The organism is Streptomyces sp. Pv4-95, from assembly GCF_045782725.1.
Classification (GTDB): Bacteria; Actinomycetota; Actinomycetes; order Streptomycetales; family Streptomycetaceae; genus Streptomyces.
In genome coordinates, this window is the sequence record NZ_CP127172.1 from 5,903,350 (window position 1) to 5,918,915 (window position 15,566).

The 15,566-nt window shown below is 73.3% G+C and carries 15 protein-coding genes; 8 read left to right on the plus strand and 7 right to left on the minus strand.

Annotation, left to right across the window (positions count from 1 at the left end; genetic code table 11):
• Window positions 1–59: 59 nt before the first annotated feature.
• Both QOM21_RS25860 and QOM21_RS25865 read left to right on the plus strand, forming a co-directional pair.
• The gene (locus QOM21_RS25860; protein ID WP_407553413.1) at window positions 60–1,055 is read left to right on the plus strand and encodes a GlxA family transcriptional regulator; all 996 of its coding nucleotides are present in this window, start codon (window positions 60–62) and stop codon (window positions 1,053–1,055) included.
• A gap of 100 nt (window positions 1,056–1,155) precedes the next feature.
• Window positions 1,156–2,601 (plus strand): MFS transporter, encoded by a 1,446-nt coding sequence (locus QOM21_RS25865; RefSeq protein WP_407553414.1) that lies wholly within the window; start codon window positions 1,156–1,158, stop codon window positions 2,599–2,601.
• Between the two features lie 82 nt (window positions 2,602–2,683).
• On the opposite strand, the gene QOM21_RS25870 is transcribed toward QOM21_RS25865, so the two are convergent.
• From QOM21_RS25870 to QOM21_RS25885, 4 genes are read right to left on the minus strand one after another with little or no spacing between them, the layout of a single operon-like run.
• Window positions 2,684–3,289: a response regulator gene (locus tag QOM21_RS25870; RefSeq protein WP_407553415.1), complete on the minus strand. Its 606-nt coding sequence runs from the start codon at window positions 3,287–3,289 to the stop codon at window positions 2,684–2,686.
• Window positions 3,286–4,659, minus strand: a complete 1,374-nt coding sequence (locus tag QOM21_RS25875; protein ID WP_407553416.1) for a sensor histidine kinase — start codon at window positions 4,657–4,659, stop codon at window positions 3,286–3,288. The genes QOM21_RS25870 and QOM21_RS25875 overlap by 4 nt, the downstream gene beginning before the upstream one ends.
• A 6-nt stretch (window positions 4,660–4,665) precedes the next feature.
• The gene (locus tag QOM21_RS25880) at window positions 4,666–5,394 is read right to left on the minus strand and encodes an ABC transporter permease (RefSeq protein ID WP_407553417.1); all 729 of its coding nucleotides are present in this window, start codon (window positions 5,392–5,394) and stop codon (window positions 4,666–4,668) included.
• A complete protein-coding gene (locus QOM21_RS25885; RefSeq protein ID WP_407553418.1) occupies window positions 5,394–6,443 on the minus strand; it encodes an ABC transporter ATP-binding protein in 1,050 nt (349 codons plus the stop codon). Before QOM21_RS25885 ends, QOM21_RS25880 begins: the two co-directional genes overlap by 1 nt.
• 349 nt (window positions 6,444–6,792) lie before the next feature.
• Between QOM21_RS25885 and QOM21_RS25890 the strand changes: the two genes are divergently transcribed.
• The 3 genes from QOM21_RS25890 to QOM21_RS25900 all read left to right on the plus strand — a co-directional run bounded on the left by QOM21_RS25890 (window position 6,793) and on the right by QOM21_RS25900 (window position 9,907).
• The gene (locus QOM21_RS25890) at window positions 6,793–7,677 is read left to right on the plus strand and encodes a MaoC/PaaZ C-terminal domain-containing protein (RefSeq protein ID WP_407553419.1); all 885 of its coding nucleotides are present in this window, start codon (window positions 6,793–6,795) and stop codon (window positions 7,675–7,677) included.
• Between the two features lie 86 nt (window positions 7,678–7,763).
• On the plus strand, window positions 7,764–8,849 hold the full coding sequence (locus QOM21_RS25895; protein ID WP_407553420.1) for a Zn-dependent alcohol dehydrogenase: 1,086 nt from the start codon (window positions 7,764–7,766) through the stop codon (window positions 8,847–8,849).
• Window positions 8,850–8,947: 98 nt separating this feature from the next.
• Window positions 8,948–9,907: a 3-oxoacyl-ACP reductase gene (locus QOM21_RS25900; RefSeq protein ID WP_407553421.1), complete on the plus strand. Its 960-nt coding sequence runs from the start codon at window positions 8,948–8,950 to the stop codon at window positions 9,905–9,907.
• Between the two features lie 126 nt (window positions 9,908–10,033).
• Here the strand turns inward: QOM21_RS25900 and QOM21_RS25905 are convergent, their stop codons facing one another.
• Window positions 10,034–10,201: a hypothetical protein gene (locus tag QOM21_RS25905; protein ID WP_393892104.1), complete on the minus strand. Its 168-nt coding sequence runs from the start codon at window positions 10,199–10,201 to the stop codon at window positions 10,034–10,036.
• Between the two features lie 169 nt (window positions 10,202–10,370).
• Window positions 10,371–11,654: a hypothetical protein gene (locus QOM21_RS25910; protein WP_407553422.1), complete on the minus strand. Its 1,284-nt coding sequence runs from the start codon at window positions 11,652–11,654 to the stop codon at window positions 10,371–10,373.
• 274 nt (window positions 11,655–11,928) lie between these two features.
• Between QOM21_RS25910 and QOM21_RS25915 the strand changes: the two genes are divergently transcribed.
• Genes QOM21_RS25915 through QOM21_RS25925 form a run of 3 tightly spaced genes read left to right on the plus strand, consistent with a single transcriptional unit; the run spans window position 11,929 to window position 14,738 of the window.
• Window positions 11,929–12,804: a Nif3-like dinuclear metal center hexameric protein gene (locus QOM21_RS25915; RefSeq protein ID WP_407553423.1), complete on the plus strand. Its 876-nt coding sequence runs from the start codon at window positions 11,929–11,931 to the stop codon at window positions 12,802–12,804.
• The gene (locus tag QOM21_RS25920; protein WP_407555817.1) at window positions 12,801–13,544 is read left to right on the plus strand and encodes a zinc ribbon domain-containing protein; all 744 of its coding nucleotides are present in this window, start codon (window positions 12,801–12,803) and stop codon (window positions 13,542–13,544) included. Before QOM21_RS25915 ends, QOM21_RS25920 begins: the two co-directional genes overlap by 4 nt.
• A gap of 3 nt (window positions 13,545–13,547) precedes the next feature.
• The gene (locus QOM21_RS25925) at window positions 13,548–14,738 is read left to right on the plus strand and encodes a bifunctional RNase H/acid phosphatase (RefSeq protein WP_407553424.1); all 1,191 of its coding nucleotides are present in this window, start codon (window positions 13,548–13,550) and stop codon (window positions 14,736–14,738) included.
• Between the two features lie 93 nt (window positions 14,739–14,831).
• On the opposite strand, the gene eda is transcribed toward QOM21_RS25925, so the two are convergent.
• Window positions 14,832–15,497 (minus strand): bifunctional 4-hydroxy-2-oxoglutarate aldolase/2-dehydro-3-deoxy-phosphogluconate aldolase, encoded by a 666-nt coding sequence (gene eda, locus QOM21_RS25930; RefSeq protein WP_407555819.1) that lies wholly within the window; start codon window positions 15,495–15,497, stop codon window positions 14,832–14,834.
• Window positions 15,498–15,566: the final 69 nt, after the last annotated feature.

Here is a 15,566-nt window from a genome sequence, read left to right on the forward strand (position 1 = left end):
CCGGGTGTCGGCAATGTCATCTAGGATGCAGATCCGGACATGACCGTCGAGGAGGGCCCGTGACCAGCCCGGAACGCTCCGTCGTCATCGTCGTCTTCGACGGTGTGGATCTGCTCGACGTCACCGGGCCGCCGGAGGTGTTCTCCCTCGTGCGGCGCGAGAGCGACGACGACGGCGGCGGCTACCGCGTCCGTTTGGCCGCCGAGAACCTGGCGCCGGTCACCACGTCGGCCGGCGTGCGCATCCTGCCCGACATCACCTTCGACGAGGCCGCGGCGACGAGCATCGACACGCTGCTGGTCCCCGGCTCGGTGGAGGTCGACGACGAGCGCCGGATCCACCCGGTCGCCGACCCGCACACCGTCGAGCGGGTGGCGGTCCTCGCCGGCCGCTCGCGCCGCGTCGCCTCCGTCTGCGTCGGCGCGCATCTCCTCGCGGCGGCCGGGCTCCTCGACGGCAAACGCGCCACCACGCACTGGTCGACCGCACCGCGGCTGGCCGCCGACCATCCCGCGGTCGAGGTCGACGCCGAACCGATCTTCATCCGCGACGGCAATGTGTGGACCGGGGCGGGCATCAGCTCCTGCCTGGACCTGTCCCTCGCCCTGGTCGCCGACGACTTCGGTGAGAACGTCGCGCTGCGCGTGGCCCGTCAGCTGGTGATGTACCTCAAGCGTGCCGGTGGGCAGAGCCAGTTCAGCGTCCCCCTGGAGCCGGTCTCCACGACGCGGCGTATCGAGGACCTGCGCCACCACATCATGGGCCACCTCGGCGAGCGGCTCACCGCGGCGGACCTCGCCGCCCACGCGCACATCGGCGAACGCCAGCTCGCCCGCATCTTCAAGGCGGAACTCGGCGTGACCCCCGCCGTCTACATCGAGTCGGCCCGCGTCGAGCGGGCGCGCCACCAGCTGGAAACCACGGACGTCACCCTCGAACGTCTGGCGTCCCTCTGCGGGTTCGGCACCACCGACACCCTCGTCCGGGCGTTCCGCCGCACCCTCAACACCACACCGACCGAGTACCGGCTCCGCTTCCGCGCCGCCCGCGCCTGACCCCCAGGGCCCACGGCGCCCGGGACCCGGGTCCTAGGTCCTCGGTCAGGTGGCGGGTGCACCGATATGCCGATGCGGCGGATACGCGACGGATGCGAGCATGGCCCGCATGCCCCCGATAGCCACCCCCACCACCCTGTCCGAGACCTCGCGCAGGGCGCCCGCACCGGCCTGGCTGGTGACACTGCTGGTATGCGCGGGGCAGTTCCTCGTCGTCCTCGACGTCTCCGTCGTCAACGTCGCCATGCCCGCCGTACGGTCCGGTCTGGGCCTGAGCGAACTCGGCCTGCAGTGGGTCGTCAACGCGTACGTCATCACCTTCGCGGGCTTCATGCTGCTCGGCGGCCGGATCGCCGACATCTTCGGACGCAAGCGGGTCTTCGTCCTCGGGCTGGCCCTCTTCACCCTCGCGAGCCTGGGCGGCGGGCTCGCCCGGGAGCCCTGGCAGCTGATCGCGGCCCGGACCGTGCAGGGCGTCGGCGCGGCCGTGCTCTCCCCGGCCACCCTCACGATCCTGACCACGTCCTTCCCGGCGGGCGCGGCCCGCACCCGGGCGATCGCGACCTGGACGGCGGTCGGCGCGGGCGGCGGCGCGGTGGGCGGTCTGGTCGGCGGGCTGCTCACCGAGTTCCTGTCCTGGCGGTGGGTGCTGCTCATCAATGTGCCGGTCGGCGCGCTCGTCCTGGCCGGCGCGGTCCGCTGGCTCGCCGAGAGCCGGCGTGACGCCGCCCGGCGGCTGGACATCCCCGGCGCGCTGCTGGTCACCGGCGGCCTGGGGCTGGTGGCGTACGGCATCGTGCACACCGAGACGGACGGCTGGGCATCGGCGTCCACGCTGCTGCCGCTGACGGCCGGGCTGGTCGTCGTGACGGCCTTCATCGCCGTCGAGGCACGCGCCAAGGCACCGCTGATGCCGCTGGGGCTCTTCCGGCTGCGTTCGGTCTCCTCGGCCAACGCGGCGATGGTGCTGACCGGCGCCGCGATGTTCTCGATGTGGTACTTCCTGTCGCTCTACATGCAGAACGTGCTCGCCTACACGCCGCTGCAGGCCGGCCTGTCGTTCATTCCGCACTCCCTGAGCATCGTGCTGGGCTCGAAGATCGCCCCGCGGCTGATGAGCCGCCTGGGCGCCAAGACGCTGGCCGTCGTCGGGGCGATGGTCTCCGCTTCCGGCATGTTCTGGCAGGGCACGATGGGCGCCGACGGAACCTACCTCGGCACCATCCTGGGCCCCGGCATCCTGATGGCGTTCGGTGCCGGCCTGACCGCGACGCCGGTCGCCTCCATCGCCACGTCCGGCGCCGACCCGGACGACCAGGGCCTGGTCTCCGGCCTGATCAACACCTCGCGCCAGATGGGCGGCGCACTGGGCCTTTCGATCCTGTCCACGGTCGCCGCCTCCCGCATGGAGGGCGGCCACGGCCGGTCGGCGCCGGTCAGCGGCTACGGCCTGGCGTTCCACGTCGGGGGACTCCTGCTCGTCGCCGCCATCCTGCTGATGATCGTCGCCCTGCCCCGGCGGCGGGCGGACGTCGCACACCACTGAGCGGGCGGGGAGCGGGACGAGGCCCGAGTGCGGCTCCCCGCAAGCGAGTCGGGCCCGGCGGCCGCGCGGACGCGTGCCCCGCCTACAACCAGCCGTTCCGGCGGGCCGCCCGCACGGCCTCCATACGGTTGCGGGTGCCGGTCTTGCCGATGGCTGCCGAGAGGTAGTTGCGGACGGTGGCCTGGGACAGATGCAGCTTGCCGGCGATGTCCGCGACGGTCGCGCCGTCCACGGCCTTGGTCAGGACATCGCGCTCGCGCTGGGTGAGCGGGTTGGGTCCGGCGCTCAACGCCGCGGCGGCCAGCCCCGGGTCGATCACCCGCTCCCCGGCGAGCACCCGCCGGATCGCCGCCGCCAGCTCCTCGACCGGGCCGTCCTTCACCAGGAAGCCGGACGCGCCGGCCTCCATCGCGCGGCGCAGATAGCCGGGCCGGCCGAAGGTCGTCACGATCAGCACCTTGCAGGACGGCAGTTGCTCGTGCAGCTCGGCGGCGGCGTCCAGGCCGCTGCGGCCGGGGAGTTCGATGTCCAGCAGAGCGATGTCGGGACGGGCGTCGAGGGCCGCGGGAAGCACCGCGTCACCCGCCGCGACCTGCGCGACGACCTCCATGTCCTCCTCCAGGTCGAGCAGCAGCGCCAGCGCGCCCCGCATCATTCCCTGGTCCTCGGCCAGCAGGACCTTGATCACCTGGTCAACTCCTCCGCGTCCGCCAACTCATCTGCTCCCAGCGGCAGTTCGGCCGTGACCCGGAAGCCCCGGCGGCCGTCGGCCCCGCTGTGCAGCGTGCCGCCCGCCACGGACAGCCGCTCCGCCAGCCCCTTCAGTCCCGTGCCGCCCACCGAACCCGAGCCGCCCACCTGGCCCGTGCCGGCCGCGGCGTCCTCGGTGCCCTGCCCGGAGCCGTGGCGGGTGCCGTGCCGTGCGCCGGTCCCGTGGCCGCGAAGCCGGGCCGGACCCGGCGGCTCGGCAGCACCGGAGCTTACGGGACCGCGCCCGTCATCCGTGATCGTCAGCCGCACGCGGTCCGGGTCGGCGGACACCTCGATCTCGCAGTGGGTGGCCCCGCTGTGCCGGACGGTGTTGGTGACGCCCTCGCGGATCACCCAGCCGAGGAGCGCCCCGGTCTGCGGCGGCAGCGGCGGCCCGGAGCGACGTACGACGGACTCGATGCCGGCCGCCTCCAGCACCGAACGGGCCTTGTCCAGCTCCGTGCTCAGGCTCCCCTCGCGATAGCCGGTGACCGCCTCACGGATCTCGGTCAGCGCCTGCCGGCCGACCGCCTCGATGTCGGCGGCCTGGCCGAGCGCCGCGTCCAGATCGCGCGGCGCCAGCCGGCGCACCGCCTCGGCCTTGACCACCACCACGGAAAGGGTGTGCCCCAGCAGATCGTGCAGATCGCGGGAGAACCGCAGCCGTTCCTTCTCCACGGCGCTGCGGGCCAGCTCCTGACGTGTGGTCCGCAGCTCCTGGATGGTGTCGAACAGGCTCAGGACCGTGGCGGTCACCATGCCGGAGATGAAGGTGCCGTACCCGATGCCGAAGGAGCCCCAGGGGCCGCCGTCGTGCCACCCCGCCAGGAACCCGGCCGAGCCGCTGAGCGTGATCAGCCAGAGGGCGAGCTTCTTGCCGCGCAACGCCCGCACCGTGCCGGAGGCCAGCGAGAGCAGCGGGAAGAACAGGAACCAGTTGCCACCGAAGCCGAGCGCGATCGCGTACGTCAGCGCGGTCAGCGCCGCCAGGGCGTAGAGGGGGTAGCGGGAGTCGCGCCGCCTGGGGTCGAAGGAGGCGAAGACGACGCCGATGTAGAGGGAGTTGAAGGCGAGGAGCCCGGCGCCGGCGAGCCAGGGGTCCCCCGTCTTGCCCTGGATGATGTTGGAGAACGCTCCCAGGCCCAACAGCAGCCAGGGCAGGAAGGCATACCGCCCCGGCCCCCGGTCCGCGTCCTCGCCGGATTTCTCCCGCTTGCACGACCGGGCGCGCTTCTCGCCACCCGGTTCGGCACCGCGGTCCCGCTGCTCGCTCCGCTGCACTGTGACTTCCTCGGTCGTCATGGCCATCGCCGATCACACCGTGCGCGCGGCCCGACGGTACGCGTACACCGCATATCCGCCGAAGACTGCCAGCCACGCCGCCAGCACCGCCACTGTGGTGACACCCGGCGCGCTGCCGTGCGTGATGCTCACGCCCAGGTCGGCGAAGCGCCGGGCGGGGGTCCAGGCGGAGAGCGAGCGCAGCCATTCGGGGAACGCCTCGACCGGGAACCACAGTCCGCCGATGATCGAGAGCAGCAGCAGGCACCCGGTGTTGATCAGTCCTGTGGCCTGCGAGGAGAGGCGGTAGCCGTTGCCGAGGCCGAGCAGGGTGAAGGGGGCGGTGCCCGCCCAGAGGACGAGGATCAGCGCCGCCCACTGCAAGACGGGCATCCGGACGCCGTTGACCAGCGCGCCCACCAGCAGCACCACGGCGATGGCCGGCAGCACCGTCACCGAACCCGTCAGCCCGCGGCCCACCACCACCCGCGCCGGGCTGAGGGGGGTGATCCGCAGTTGCCGCAACCAGCCCAGGCTCTTGTCCTCGGCGACGCCGGTGCCGGTGCCGATCGCCGCGCCGAGCGCGCCGTAGGCGGCCATCCCGACCATCGCGGAGATCTTCCACTCCATCGAGGCGCCGCCGGGGCCCGTGCCGATGTTGGTGAACAGCAGATACATGAGCACCGGCATGCCGATACCGAAGATCACAAAGCCCTTGTCGCGCAGTGTGCGCCGGACTTCGAGCCGGATGTAGTCGAGCATCACGCAAGCTCCTTGGCGGACGACGCGGACGACGCGGACGACGCCGACTGGGCGGAGGGGTCGGACGGTGGGGAGGGCGCGGACGCGGCGACGTCGGAAGCGGCCGTGCCGGCAGCCGGCGCCCCGGCCGTGGAGGTCAGTGACAAGAACGCGTCCTCCAGGCTCGCGGGAGCCACCTCCAGACCGCGGACGAGGCCCAGCCCGGCCAGCGCCAGCACCGTCGCGTCCGCATCGGAGGTACGCAGCATCGCGCGGTCGCCGCGCACTTCGAGCGCGGTCACCCCGGGCAGGCCGGGGAGCGGGCCGGTAGGGGCCCCGGCGAGGTCGAAGGCGACCAGCGACCCGCCGGCCCGCCGCTTGATCGCCTCGCTGCTGCCGTCGGCGACGACCCGCCCGCGGTCGATCACCACGATCCGGTCGGCGTGGTCGTCGGCCTCCTCCAGGTAGTGGGTGGAGAACAGGATGGTGTTGCCGCGCCGCGCGTACGCCCGCATGGAGCGCCAGAACGCCCGGCGCGCCTCGACGTCCAGCGCCGCGGTCGGCTCGTCCAGCACCAGCAGTTCGGGGTTGCCGGCCAGCGCCACCGCGAAGCGGACCCGCTGGGCCTGCCCGCCGGACAGCTTGTCCACCCGGCGCCCGCCGAACTCACCGAGCCCGGCCAGTTCCAGGGTCTCGGTGACGTCCATCGGCCGCGGGTAGGTGGCCGCCACGAAGGTGATCAGTTCGCGGACCGAGACCCGGGGAATCGGCTTGCCGTCCTGCAGCATCGCGCCGACCTTGCCCGCCCGCACCGTCCGCTCCGGCTCCTCGCCGAACAGCCGCACCGCTCCCGAGTCGGGCGGCAGCAGCCCCAGCAGCATGCTGATGGTGGTGGACTTGCCGGCGCCGTTACGGCCCAGCAGCGCCACCGTCTCGCCGGCCGCGATCTCCAGATCCAGTCCGTCCACGGCCCGCACGGCGCCGTAACTCCGGGTGACTCCGGAGAACCGCACCGCCGCGCCGGACCTGCCGCGTCCGTCCGCCCCGCTCGCCCCGTCTGTGTTCGTCATGTCTACGAAGCTACGGAGCGTATTCGGCCCGCGGCAGATGCGAATGTGTGCGATCCCCCCTGACAAATGTCATGGGCCGGCCTCCGGGACGCGCCCGACGCCGTATCTGACAATGTGTCAGGGGCTTTCGGGTGCCGGGCGGATCGGCTATACATGAGACCCATCGGCTAGAACGCGTTCTAGAAGTGCGCCGACCGTGTCGACCCGCCCCGGCTGCGCCGGCCGCGCCCGACCGGACCGACCGCGCAGACGGGGCGCCACCCGGCCGACCGGATACGACCCCGGCTCGGCCGACGGTGCGGACGGCCGGGCCGGGGTCTTCACACCGTGGTGAAGGAGCAACATCCCGATGCCCATCGACGCCGCCAAGGCCACCTCCGCCGAGCCGCGGACCACCGAACTCGCCTGGGACCACAAGGACGTCCAGCTCTACCACCTCGGTATCGGAGCCGGCGCGCCCACGCCGGAGCGGCCGCACCCGGCCACCGACCCCGACGAGCTGCGCTACACCCTGGAGAGCGCACTGCATGTGCTGCCCAGCTTCGCGACCGTCGCGGGCGGCGGCATGGCACTGGCCGGCGGCCTCTCCGCCCCCGGTATCGACGTCGACCTCGCCGCCGTGCTGCACGGCGGCCAGACCGTCACCGTGCACCGTGCCCTGCCGGTGCGCGGCAGCGCCACCCAGACCTCCACCGTCCCGGCCGTCCACGACAAGACCAGGGCCGCCGTCATCGTGCTGCGCTCCGAAGTCGCCGACGCGGACGGGCCGCTGTGGACCTGCGACACCCAGATCTTCGTGCGCGGCGAGGGCGGGTTCGGCGGCGACCGCGGACCCTCCGCCCGCCTCGAACTCCCCGACCGCGCCCCCGACCTCACCACCGAGCGGCTCATCCGCGAGGACCAGGCGCTGCTCTACCGCCTCTCCGGGGACTGGAACCCGCTGCACGCCGACCCGGAGTTCGCGAAACTCGCCGGGTTCGACCGGCCGATCCTGCACGGCCTGTGCTCCTACGGCGTCACCCTCAAGGCCGTCGTCGACACGGCGCTGGGCGGCGACGTCTCCCGCGTCGGCTCGTACGGCACCCGCTTCGCCGGTGTCGTCTTCCCGGGCGAGACCCTGCGGATCCGCATGTGGCGCGACGCTCCCGGGCCGGGCCGCATCCAGGTGTCGGTCACCGCCGCCGACCGCGACGACGCCCCCGTCCTCGCCGACACCGTCATCACCCACAGCTGACCCCGCGGCCGGCCGCCGGCCGCCCGGCACGTCGGCCGACCGTCCGCATCGCCCGCACCGTCCGTACGTACGAGAGGAGCCGCGCCGTGCGCGCAGCCGTACAGCATGAGACAGGACAGGACAAACTCGAAGTTCTCGATGACGTCGAGGCGGTGGGGTTCGGCCCCGGCAAGGTCAAGATACGGATACGGGCGACCGGCCTGTGCCATTCGGACCTCTCCGCGATGAGCGGCGTCCTGCCGCAGCCCGCGCCCTTCGTCCCCGGACACGAGGGCGCCGGCGAGATCCTCGACGTCGGCGACGGCGTCACCGGTCTCCGGCAGGGCGACCGCGTGCTGATGTGCTGGCTGCCGGCCTGTGGCGGCTGTCCGTCCTGCAAGCGGGGCCAGACCCACCTGTGCCTGGCCGGTTTCATGAACGCGGGAACCCCCAACTTCCGTCGCACGGACGGCAGTTCCTCCGACGTCTTCGGCTTCGCAGGGACCGGGACCTTCGCGGAGGAGGTCGTCGTCGGGGCGAACTGCGCGGTCCCCATCCCCGACGACGTGCCCTACGAGATCGCCGCCCTGATCGGCTGCGGCGTCACCACCGGGCTCGGGGCGGCCCTCAACACCGCCGAGGTGAAGGCCGGCTCCTCGGTCGCCGTCATCGGCTGCGGCGGCGTCGGCATCTCCACCATCCAGGGCGCCCGCGCCTGCGGTGCCGCCCAGATCGTCGCCGTCGACCCGGTGGCCGCCCGCCGCGATGCGGCCCTGCGGTTCGGTGCCACCGAGGCCGTCGCCCCGGAGGAACTCGCCGACGCCAAGGCCCGGATCACCGCGGGGGAGGGCTTCGACTACGTCTTCGAGGTCGTCGGCAAGTCCGCCACCGCGCGCACCGCCTACGAGACGACGCGCCGCGGCGGCACCCTGTGCGTGGTGGGCGCGGGAGCCATGGACGACACCTTCCAGGTCAACATGTTCGAGCTGTTCTTCGACGAGAAGCGGATCCTGCCCTCGCTCTACGGCGGCGGGGACGTGCTGCGCTCCTACGAGCGCGCCATCACCCTGTGGCGGGCCGGCCGGATCGACCTGGAGGGGCTGATCACCCATCGCGTCCGGCTCGCCGAGATCAACGACGCCCTCGACCAGATGCGCACCGGCACCTCGCTGCGCACCTGCATCGAGATCTGACCCGTACGACATCCGACCGTACGAGCCGCAGGGCAGGTGCGTGTGCCGCGAGCCGATCCGCACGCGCACCTGCCGAATCGAGAGCCGAGGGGACAGCAATGGCACAGCCACTTGACGGTCTGACCGCGATCGTCACCGGTGCCGGGCGGGGCCTGGGCCGCGCCGAGGCGAGGGAACTCGCCCGCCTGGGCGCCAACGTCGTCGTCAACGACTTCGGGCAGCCGGGCCGGGACGGCTCGGGCGAGGCGTCCGCGGCCCCGGCGGAGGAGACCGCCGCGGAGATCCGTGCGGCGGGCGGCCGGGCCGTCGCCCACCTCGGCGACGTCGCCGACTTCGAGCAGGCCGAGGCGCTGGTGCGACGGGCCGTCGACACCTACGGGCAGCTCGACATCCTGGTGAACAACGCGGGCATCCTGCGGGACCGGATGATCTTCTCCATGAGCGAGGACGAGTGGGACTCGGTGATCCGCGTCCACCTCAAGGGCCACTTCAACACCACCCACTTCGCCGCGACGCACTGGCGGACACGCTCGAAGGCGGCCGGCGGCCCCGTCTACGGCCGGATCGTCAACACCTCCTCCGAGGCGTTCCTCGCGGGCTCGGCCGGCCAGCCCAACTACGCCGCGGCCAAGGGCGGCATCGTCGGTCTCACCACCTCCACGGCCCTTGCGCTGGCCAAGTACGGCGTCACCGCCAACGTCATCTGCCCGCGCGCCCGCACCCGGATGACCGAGGACGTCTTCGCCGGCATCCCCGCACACGGGACGGACGGGACCGCCGCGCAGGGCAGGCCGGACCCCCTCGCGCCGGAGCATGTCTCGCCGCTCGTCGGCTACTTGGCCTCGCCTGCCGCGGCCGGGGTCAACGGGCAGCTGCTGGTGGTGCACGGCGGGATGGTCGCGATCGCCGAACGCCCCCGGATCGCCGCGAAGTTCGACACCGCGAAGGACACCTTCAGCCACCAGGAACTCGACGACCTGCTCACGCCCTACTTCGCCGAACGCCCACCGGGCGAAACCTTCGCGGCGGCAGAGGTGCTGGGGCTCAAGCACGGCTGAGGCCCGCGCCCGGCGAGCGGGCCGGGTGCCGCCACGCAAACGGCCGTGGCCGCCGCACCGCGGGCGAGCGGTGCGGCGGCCACGGCCGTGCGCGTCGGGCGGCGGCGGAACCCCGCGGGACCGGCCTTACGCGTTCTGGGTCTCCTTGACCCTGCGGTGCCGTCCGTTGGCGGCGTCCCTGGCCTCTTCCGTGGCGGCCGGGCCACGGTGCCTGCCGGAGCTTGCCGCCGCGGCGGCCTGGGCGGACGCCTCCTGCGGGCGCGCCTCGGTCGTGTCGGTTCGGGCTTCGGACATGAAAAGACTCCGTCGGATCGCTTACAGCTGTACGCGTCGGGACCTCCCCCGGCTGATGCCGGGCCGGGAGGAAAGACGGGCTCTTCCCTCCCGAGCAGCACTGTCGGTGGCCGGGTCAACCGGCTGCGTAAGCCCCCGTCAAAATTCTAACGGGGTGGGTGACGGTGCTTCACGGTGCCTCCCGGGTCGCCAGTGGTGCCTGTTGCAAGGGCACTGGCCTGCACATATGGGGATGCGCGGGGTCGTCGTACGGTTCCCTTCCCGCGTCGTGGGGATGTGCGGATGATGTGGAGCCGTTGTCAGGATCCGCTGCATCCGGGACAATCCCCGCGCTCATCCCCGGCTCGCACCCGACCGGTGAGCCGACGGGTGAGTCGACCGGCGACGAGATCAGCGCGATGTCCGCCCGCGCGCTCCGCTGCGGGACCGGCTCCGGAGCGTGCTCCAGCGGTATGGCCATCCGCGCCACTCCGCAGGGCACCGCGTCCGTCGCGTACGGCAGCAGCAGTTCGCCGCCGGCCGTCCACAGGCCGGCCCCCGCCAGCCACCCCTCCGGCGCGGGGAGCTGCCGCAACTGCCGGCCGGCGGGTGCCCAGACGCCCAGCCGGGTGCCGCTCGCACCGTCGAGGCGGAACGCCACCGCGCAGCACTCCGGCGTCAGCTGCTGCCCCGGCTGGACAGCGAACGGCCGCACCGCCGTGTCGGCGGGCCGCAGGCACTCCGGGAAGCGCACCGGCAGGCTGCTGCCCAGCACGCCCCAGCCCAGCCGGTCGTGGCCCGGGGCGTCCGACCGCACGATCAGCAGCCCGCTGTCCGGATCGGCCAGCAGCAGCCGGTCGTTGCTGTCCTCGGTGATCTGCAGCAGCAGGCCGGCCTCGCCGCCCCCGACCGGATCGACCACGACGGTCTTCGTCCGGCCGCCCCACTCCCGGTCCAGGGCCAGCAGCCGGCCGCCGCGGTCCAGCCAGACGCCGCCCGTGCAGCGGCCCGGGAGTTCGGTGATCGGCTCCGGGCCGCGGCCGCCGCCGTGCACCAGCCACAGCGTGGTGCTGTGCGTGCCGGGCGCCACGGCATAGGCGAGCACGCCGCCCGGGGCGGGCGGCAGCAAGGTCAACTCCGGCGCCTCGACGGTGCCGAGCGGGAGTTCACCGGTCCCCGGCCCCGTCGGGTAGAGCAGCGAGAGGGCGAAGTACGAGGCGACCCGGCGCAGGATCAGCACCCGGCCGTCCGCGAGCGGCAGCAGTTCGGTGTCCGGCTCCTCCGGCTGGCGACCCGGCAGCGGAACGGCGTACGGCTCGGGGCCGTTGATCGTCCAGCGCTCCGGAAACCAGCTCCCGGCGGCGTCGTCGTGACGGGCGAGCCGCGCGCCGTACGAGCCGTCGGCGGCGATCGTCAGCGCCGCGCGATACGGGCTTTCGAGCGTCCACGCACCCTCAGTTGCACAGATCGTCATCGAGTGGTCACCTCCAGTCAGCAACCGAAGCTAGTTTTTGCACTTCCGGCCGATCAACGCGAGTTGCCGTACTTCACGCATAAGGGTGGCGATTGTCCCGTTCTCCGGTGCGGGGCGGGGCGGTTGTGCTTCGCCTTTCAACCGAGTGGGCGGTGCGGCGGTGCGACGCCGTGTCCCGCACCGCCGTCACGGCCGGGGGCGGTCGGGGCCGGCGGGGGGACCGGTGGCGACCGCGGCTCGTCGTCGGGGTGCGGGTGAGAGGTAACCTTCCCCCGTGCCCGCACTGTCTGAAGTCCTCACCGCGCTCGATGCCCTCTGGCCCCCGGAGCGGGCCGAGGAGTGGGACGCCGTCGGCACGGTCTGCGGAGACCCCGACTCCGAGGTCCGCCGGGTGCTCTTCGCCGTCGACCCCGTCCAGGAGATCGCCGACGAGGCCGTGCAGCTCGGCGCCGACCTCCTCGTCACCCACCACCCGCTCTACCTGCGCGGCACGACCACGGTCGCCGCGTCGACCTTCAAGGGCAAGGTCGTCCACACCCTGATCAAGCACGACATCGCGCTGCACGTCGCGCACACCAACGCCGACACCGCCGACCCCGGTGTCTCCGACGCGCTGGCCGGCGCCCTGGACCTGCGTGTCCTGGGCCCGCTGGTGCCGGACCCGAGCGACCCGGCGGGCCACCGCGGTCTGGGCCGGGTCTGCGAACCGGCGCAGCCGATGTCCCTCGCCGACTTCACGGCGCACGCCGCCGCGCGGCTGCCGGCCACCGCCCAGGGCATCCGGGCGGCCGGCGACCCGGACCGCGAGATCCGTACCGTCGCCGTCTCCGGCGGCTCGGGCGACAGCCTCTTCGGTGCCGTACGGGAGGCGGGCGTGGACGCGTTCCTCACCGCCGACCTGCGCCACCACCCGGCCTCCGAGGCCACCCAGACCACCGGGAGCACCCCGCCGGCGCTGCTCGACGCCGCCCACTGGGCCACCGAATGGCCGTGGTGCGAGCAGGCCGCGGCCCAGCTCGACGCGGTCTCCGACCGGCACGGCTGGGGCCTGCGCACGCATGTCTCCCGTACGGTCACCGACCCCTGGACCGCCCACGCGGCGTCCGCCCCCTTCACCGCCCCGACGAACACATCAGGAGCCCCACGCTGAACGCCGCGCCCGCCGACCAGATCCGCCTCCTCGAGGTACAGGCCCTGGACGTCCGTCTGTCCCAGCTCGCGCACAAGCGCAAGAACCTGCCCGAGCTCGCCGAGCTGCAGGCCCTGGAGGCCGACCTCGTCCAGCAGCGCGACCTGCTCGTCGCCGCCCAGACCGAGGAGAGCGACACCGCCCGCGAGCAGACCAAGGCGGAGCAGGACGTGGACCAGGTGCGCCAGCGCGCCGCCCGCGACCAGAAGCGCCTGGACTCCGGCGCCGTCACCTCCCCCAAGGACCTGGAGAACCTCCAGCGCGAGCTGGTCTCGCTCGCCAAGCGCCAGGGTGACCTGGAGGACGTCGTCCTGGAGGTCATGGAGCGCCGCGAGGCCGCCCAGGAGCGGGCCGCCGAGCTCACCGGCCGGGTGGAGTCCATCCAGGCCAAGGCCGACGACGCCGGCGCGCGCCGGGACGCCGCGTACACCGAGATCGACGCCGAGCGCGGCACGGTCACCAAGGAGCGCGAGCTGACCGTCGCCGACATCCCGGCCGACCTGCTGAAGCTGTATGACAAGATCCGCGCGAAGGAGGGCGGCGTCGGTGCGGCCCGCCTCTTCCAGCGCCGCTGCGAGGGCTGCCGCCTGGAGCTGAACATCACCGAGGTCAACGACGTGCGGGCGGCCCCCGCCGACGAGGTCCTGCGGTGCGAGAACTGCCACCGCATCCTGGTCCGCACGCCGGACTCGGGCCTGTAGGCCATGCCGCGCAGCTTCATCGTCGAAGCCGACGGCGGGTCCCGGGGCAACCCGGGGCCCGCGGGCTACGGCGCGGTCGTCATCGACCCGGCGACGGGCGAGACGCTGGCCGAGGCCGCCGAGTTCATCGGCACCGCGACCAACAACGTCGCCGAGTACAAGGGCCTGGTGGCCGGCCTGCGGGCCGCCCACGCCCTCGACCCGCAGGCACAGGTGCGGGTGCGAATGGACTCCAAGCTCGTCGTCGAGCAGATGTCGGGCCGCTGGAAGATCAAGCACCCGGACATGAGGCCGCTCGCCGCCGAGGCACAGCGGGTGCTGCCGCCCGCCCAGGTGACCTACGAGTGGATCCCGCGGGAGCGCAACAAGCACGCCGACCGGCTCGCCAACGAGGCGATGGACGCCGGCAAGCTCGGCAAGCAGTGGCAGCCGGGCGACTCCCGGGCGGCACTCGACGCCGGGCCCGCCCGCAGCGACGCCGCGCGCGCCGCGGATGCGGCCGCCGAGGCCGGTGAGGCTGCCGAGGCGGCCACCGCGAGCGCCCCGCCGGTCGGCTGGGCACCCGCCGACCTCGGGCCACCCGCGACGTTCGTCCTGCTGCGGCACGGCGAGACCGCCCTGACGCCGGAGAAGCGGTTCTCCGGCAGCGGCGGCACCGACCCGGAGCTGTCGGCCGCCGGCCGCCGGCAGGCCGAGGCGGCCGCCGCGGCGCTGGCCGCCCGCGGCACGGTCCAGGCGATCGTGAGTTCACCGCTGCGCCGCTGCCGGGAGACGGCCGGGGCGATCGCGGCCCGGCTGGGCCTGGAGGTCCGGATCGACGAGGGGCTGCGCGAGACCGACTTCGGTGCCTGGGAGGGGCTGACCTTCGCCGAGGTGCGCGAGCGGTTCCCCGACGAGCTCGACGCCTGGCTGGCCTCCGCCAAGGCGGCGCCCCCCGGCGGCGAGTCCTTCGCCTCGGTCGCCCGCCGGGTCGCGGTCGCCCGCGACAAGCTCATCGCCCGGTACGCCGGCAGGACCGTCCTGGTCGTCACCCATGTGACGCCGATCAAGACGCTGGTGCGGCTCGCGCTGGGCGCGCCGCCGGAGTCGCTGTTCCGCATGGAGCTGTCCGCGGCGTCCCTGTCGGCGGTCGCCTACTACGCCGACGGCAACGCCTCGCTGCGGCTGCTGAACGACACGTCGCATCTGCGATAGCGGGCGAGCCCCGCAGCGGAAGGGCCCGGCACACCGAGGTGTGCCGGGCCCTTCCATGTCCAGCTCCGGGGGAAAGCTGGACGGCTTCGGGGGTCAGTCGGCCCGGACGGCCAACGCCGCTGCCTCGCGGGCGAGTTCACGTACCCGGTCCCAGTCCTTCGCGGCCAGCGCGTCGGCGGGGAGCATCCATGTGCCGCCGACGCAGCCCACGTTGGGCAGCGCCAGGTACGACGGCGCCGACGCCAGGGAGATGCCGCCGGTCGGGCAGAACCGGGCCTGGGGCAGCGGCGCGGACAGCGACTTGAGGTAGGCGGTGCCGCCCGCCGCCTCGGCCGGGAAGAACTTCATCTCGGTGACGCCCTCGTCGAGCAGCGTCACCACCTCCGAGGCGGTCGAGACGCCCGGCAGGAACGGCACACCGCTGTCCCGCATCGCGCCCAGCAGCCGCGGCGACCAGCCGGGGCTGACCAGGAATCGGGACCCGGCCGCGCGGGCCGCGTCGACATCCGCCGGGGTGAGCAGGGTGCCGGCGCCGATCACCGCGTCCGGGACCTCCTGGGCGACGGCCCGGATCGCGTCCAGCGCGGCGGGCGTGCGCAGCGTCACCTCGATCGCCGGCAGTCCGCCCGCGACGAGCGCCCGGGCGAGCGGAACGGCGTCGGCGGCGTCGTGCAGGACGACGACCGGGACGACGGGAGCCAACCCGAGGACGGAGGGGGCGGCGGGCACGGAGGAGGCGGCGCTAGTCACGCCGCCTATAGTGCGTCACCGACCCACTCTCCGCAACGCGCGTTGCATATGTTGCAACGCGCGGCTGTTCCGGTGTCC

Coding starts and splice junctions, on each gene's coding strand:
- QOM21_RS25885 (WP_407553418.1), bottom strand. CDS start 6,443: ATGACGAACACAGACGGGGCGAGCGGGGCGGACGGACGCGGCAGGTCC.
- QOM21_RS25865 (WP_407553414.1), top strand. CDS start 1,156: ATGGCCCGCATGCCCCCGATAGCCACCCCCACCACCCTGTCCGAGACC.
- QOM21_RS25880 (WP_407553417.1), bottom strand. CDS start 5,394: ATGCTCGACTACATCCGGCTCGAAGTCCGGCGCACACTGCGCGACAAG.
- QOM21_RS25925 (WP_407553424.1), top strand. CDS start 13,548: ATGCCGCGCAGCTTCATCGTCGAAGCCGACGGCGGGTCCCGGGGCAAC.
- QOM21_RS25900 (WP_407553421.1), top strand. CDS start 8,948: ATGGCACAGCCACTTGACGGTCTGACCGCGATCGTCACCGGTGCCGGG.
- QOM21_RS25890 (WP_407553419.1), top strand. CDS start 6,793: ATGCCCATCGACGCCGCCAAGGCCACCTCCGCCGAGCCGCGGACCACC.
- QOM21_RS25875 (WP_407553416.1), bottom strand. CDS start 4,659: ATGGCCATGACGACCGAGGAAGTCACAGTGCAGCGGAGCGAGCAGCGG.
- QOM21_RS25910 (WP_407553422.1), bottom strand. CDS start 11,654: ATGACGATCTGTGCAACTGAGGGTGCGTGGACGCTCGAAAGCCCGTAT.
- QOM21_RS25905 (WP_393892104.1), bottom strand. CDS start 10,201: ATGTCCGAAGCCCGAACCGACACGACCGAGGCGCGCCCGCAGGAGGCG.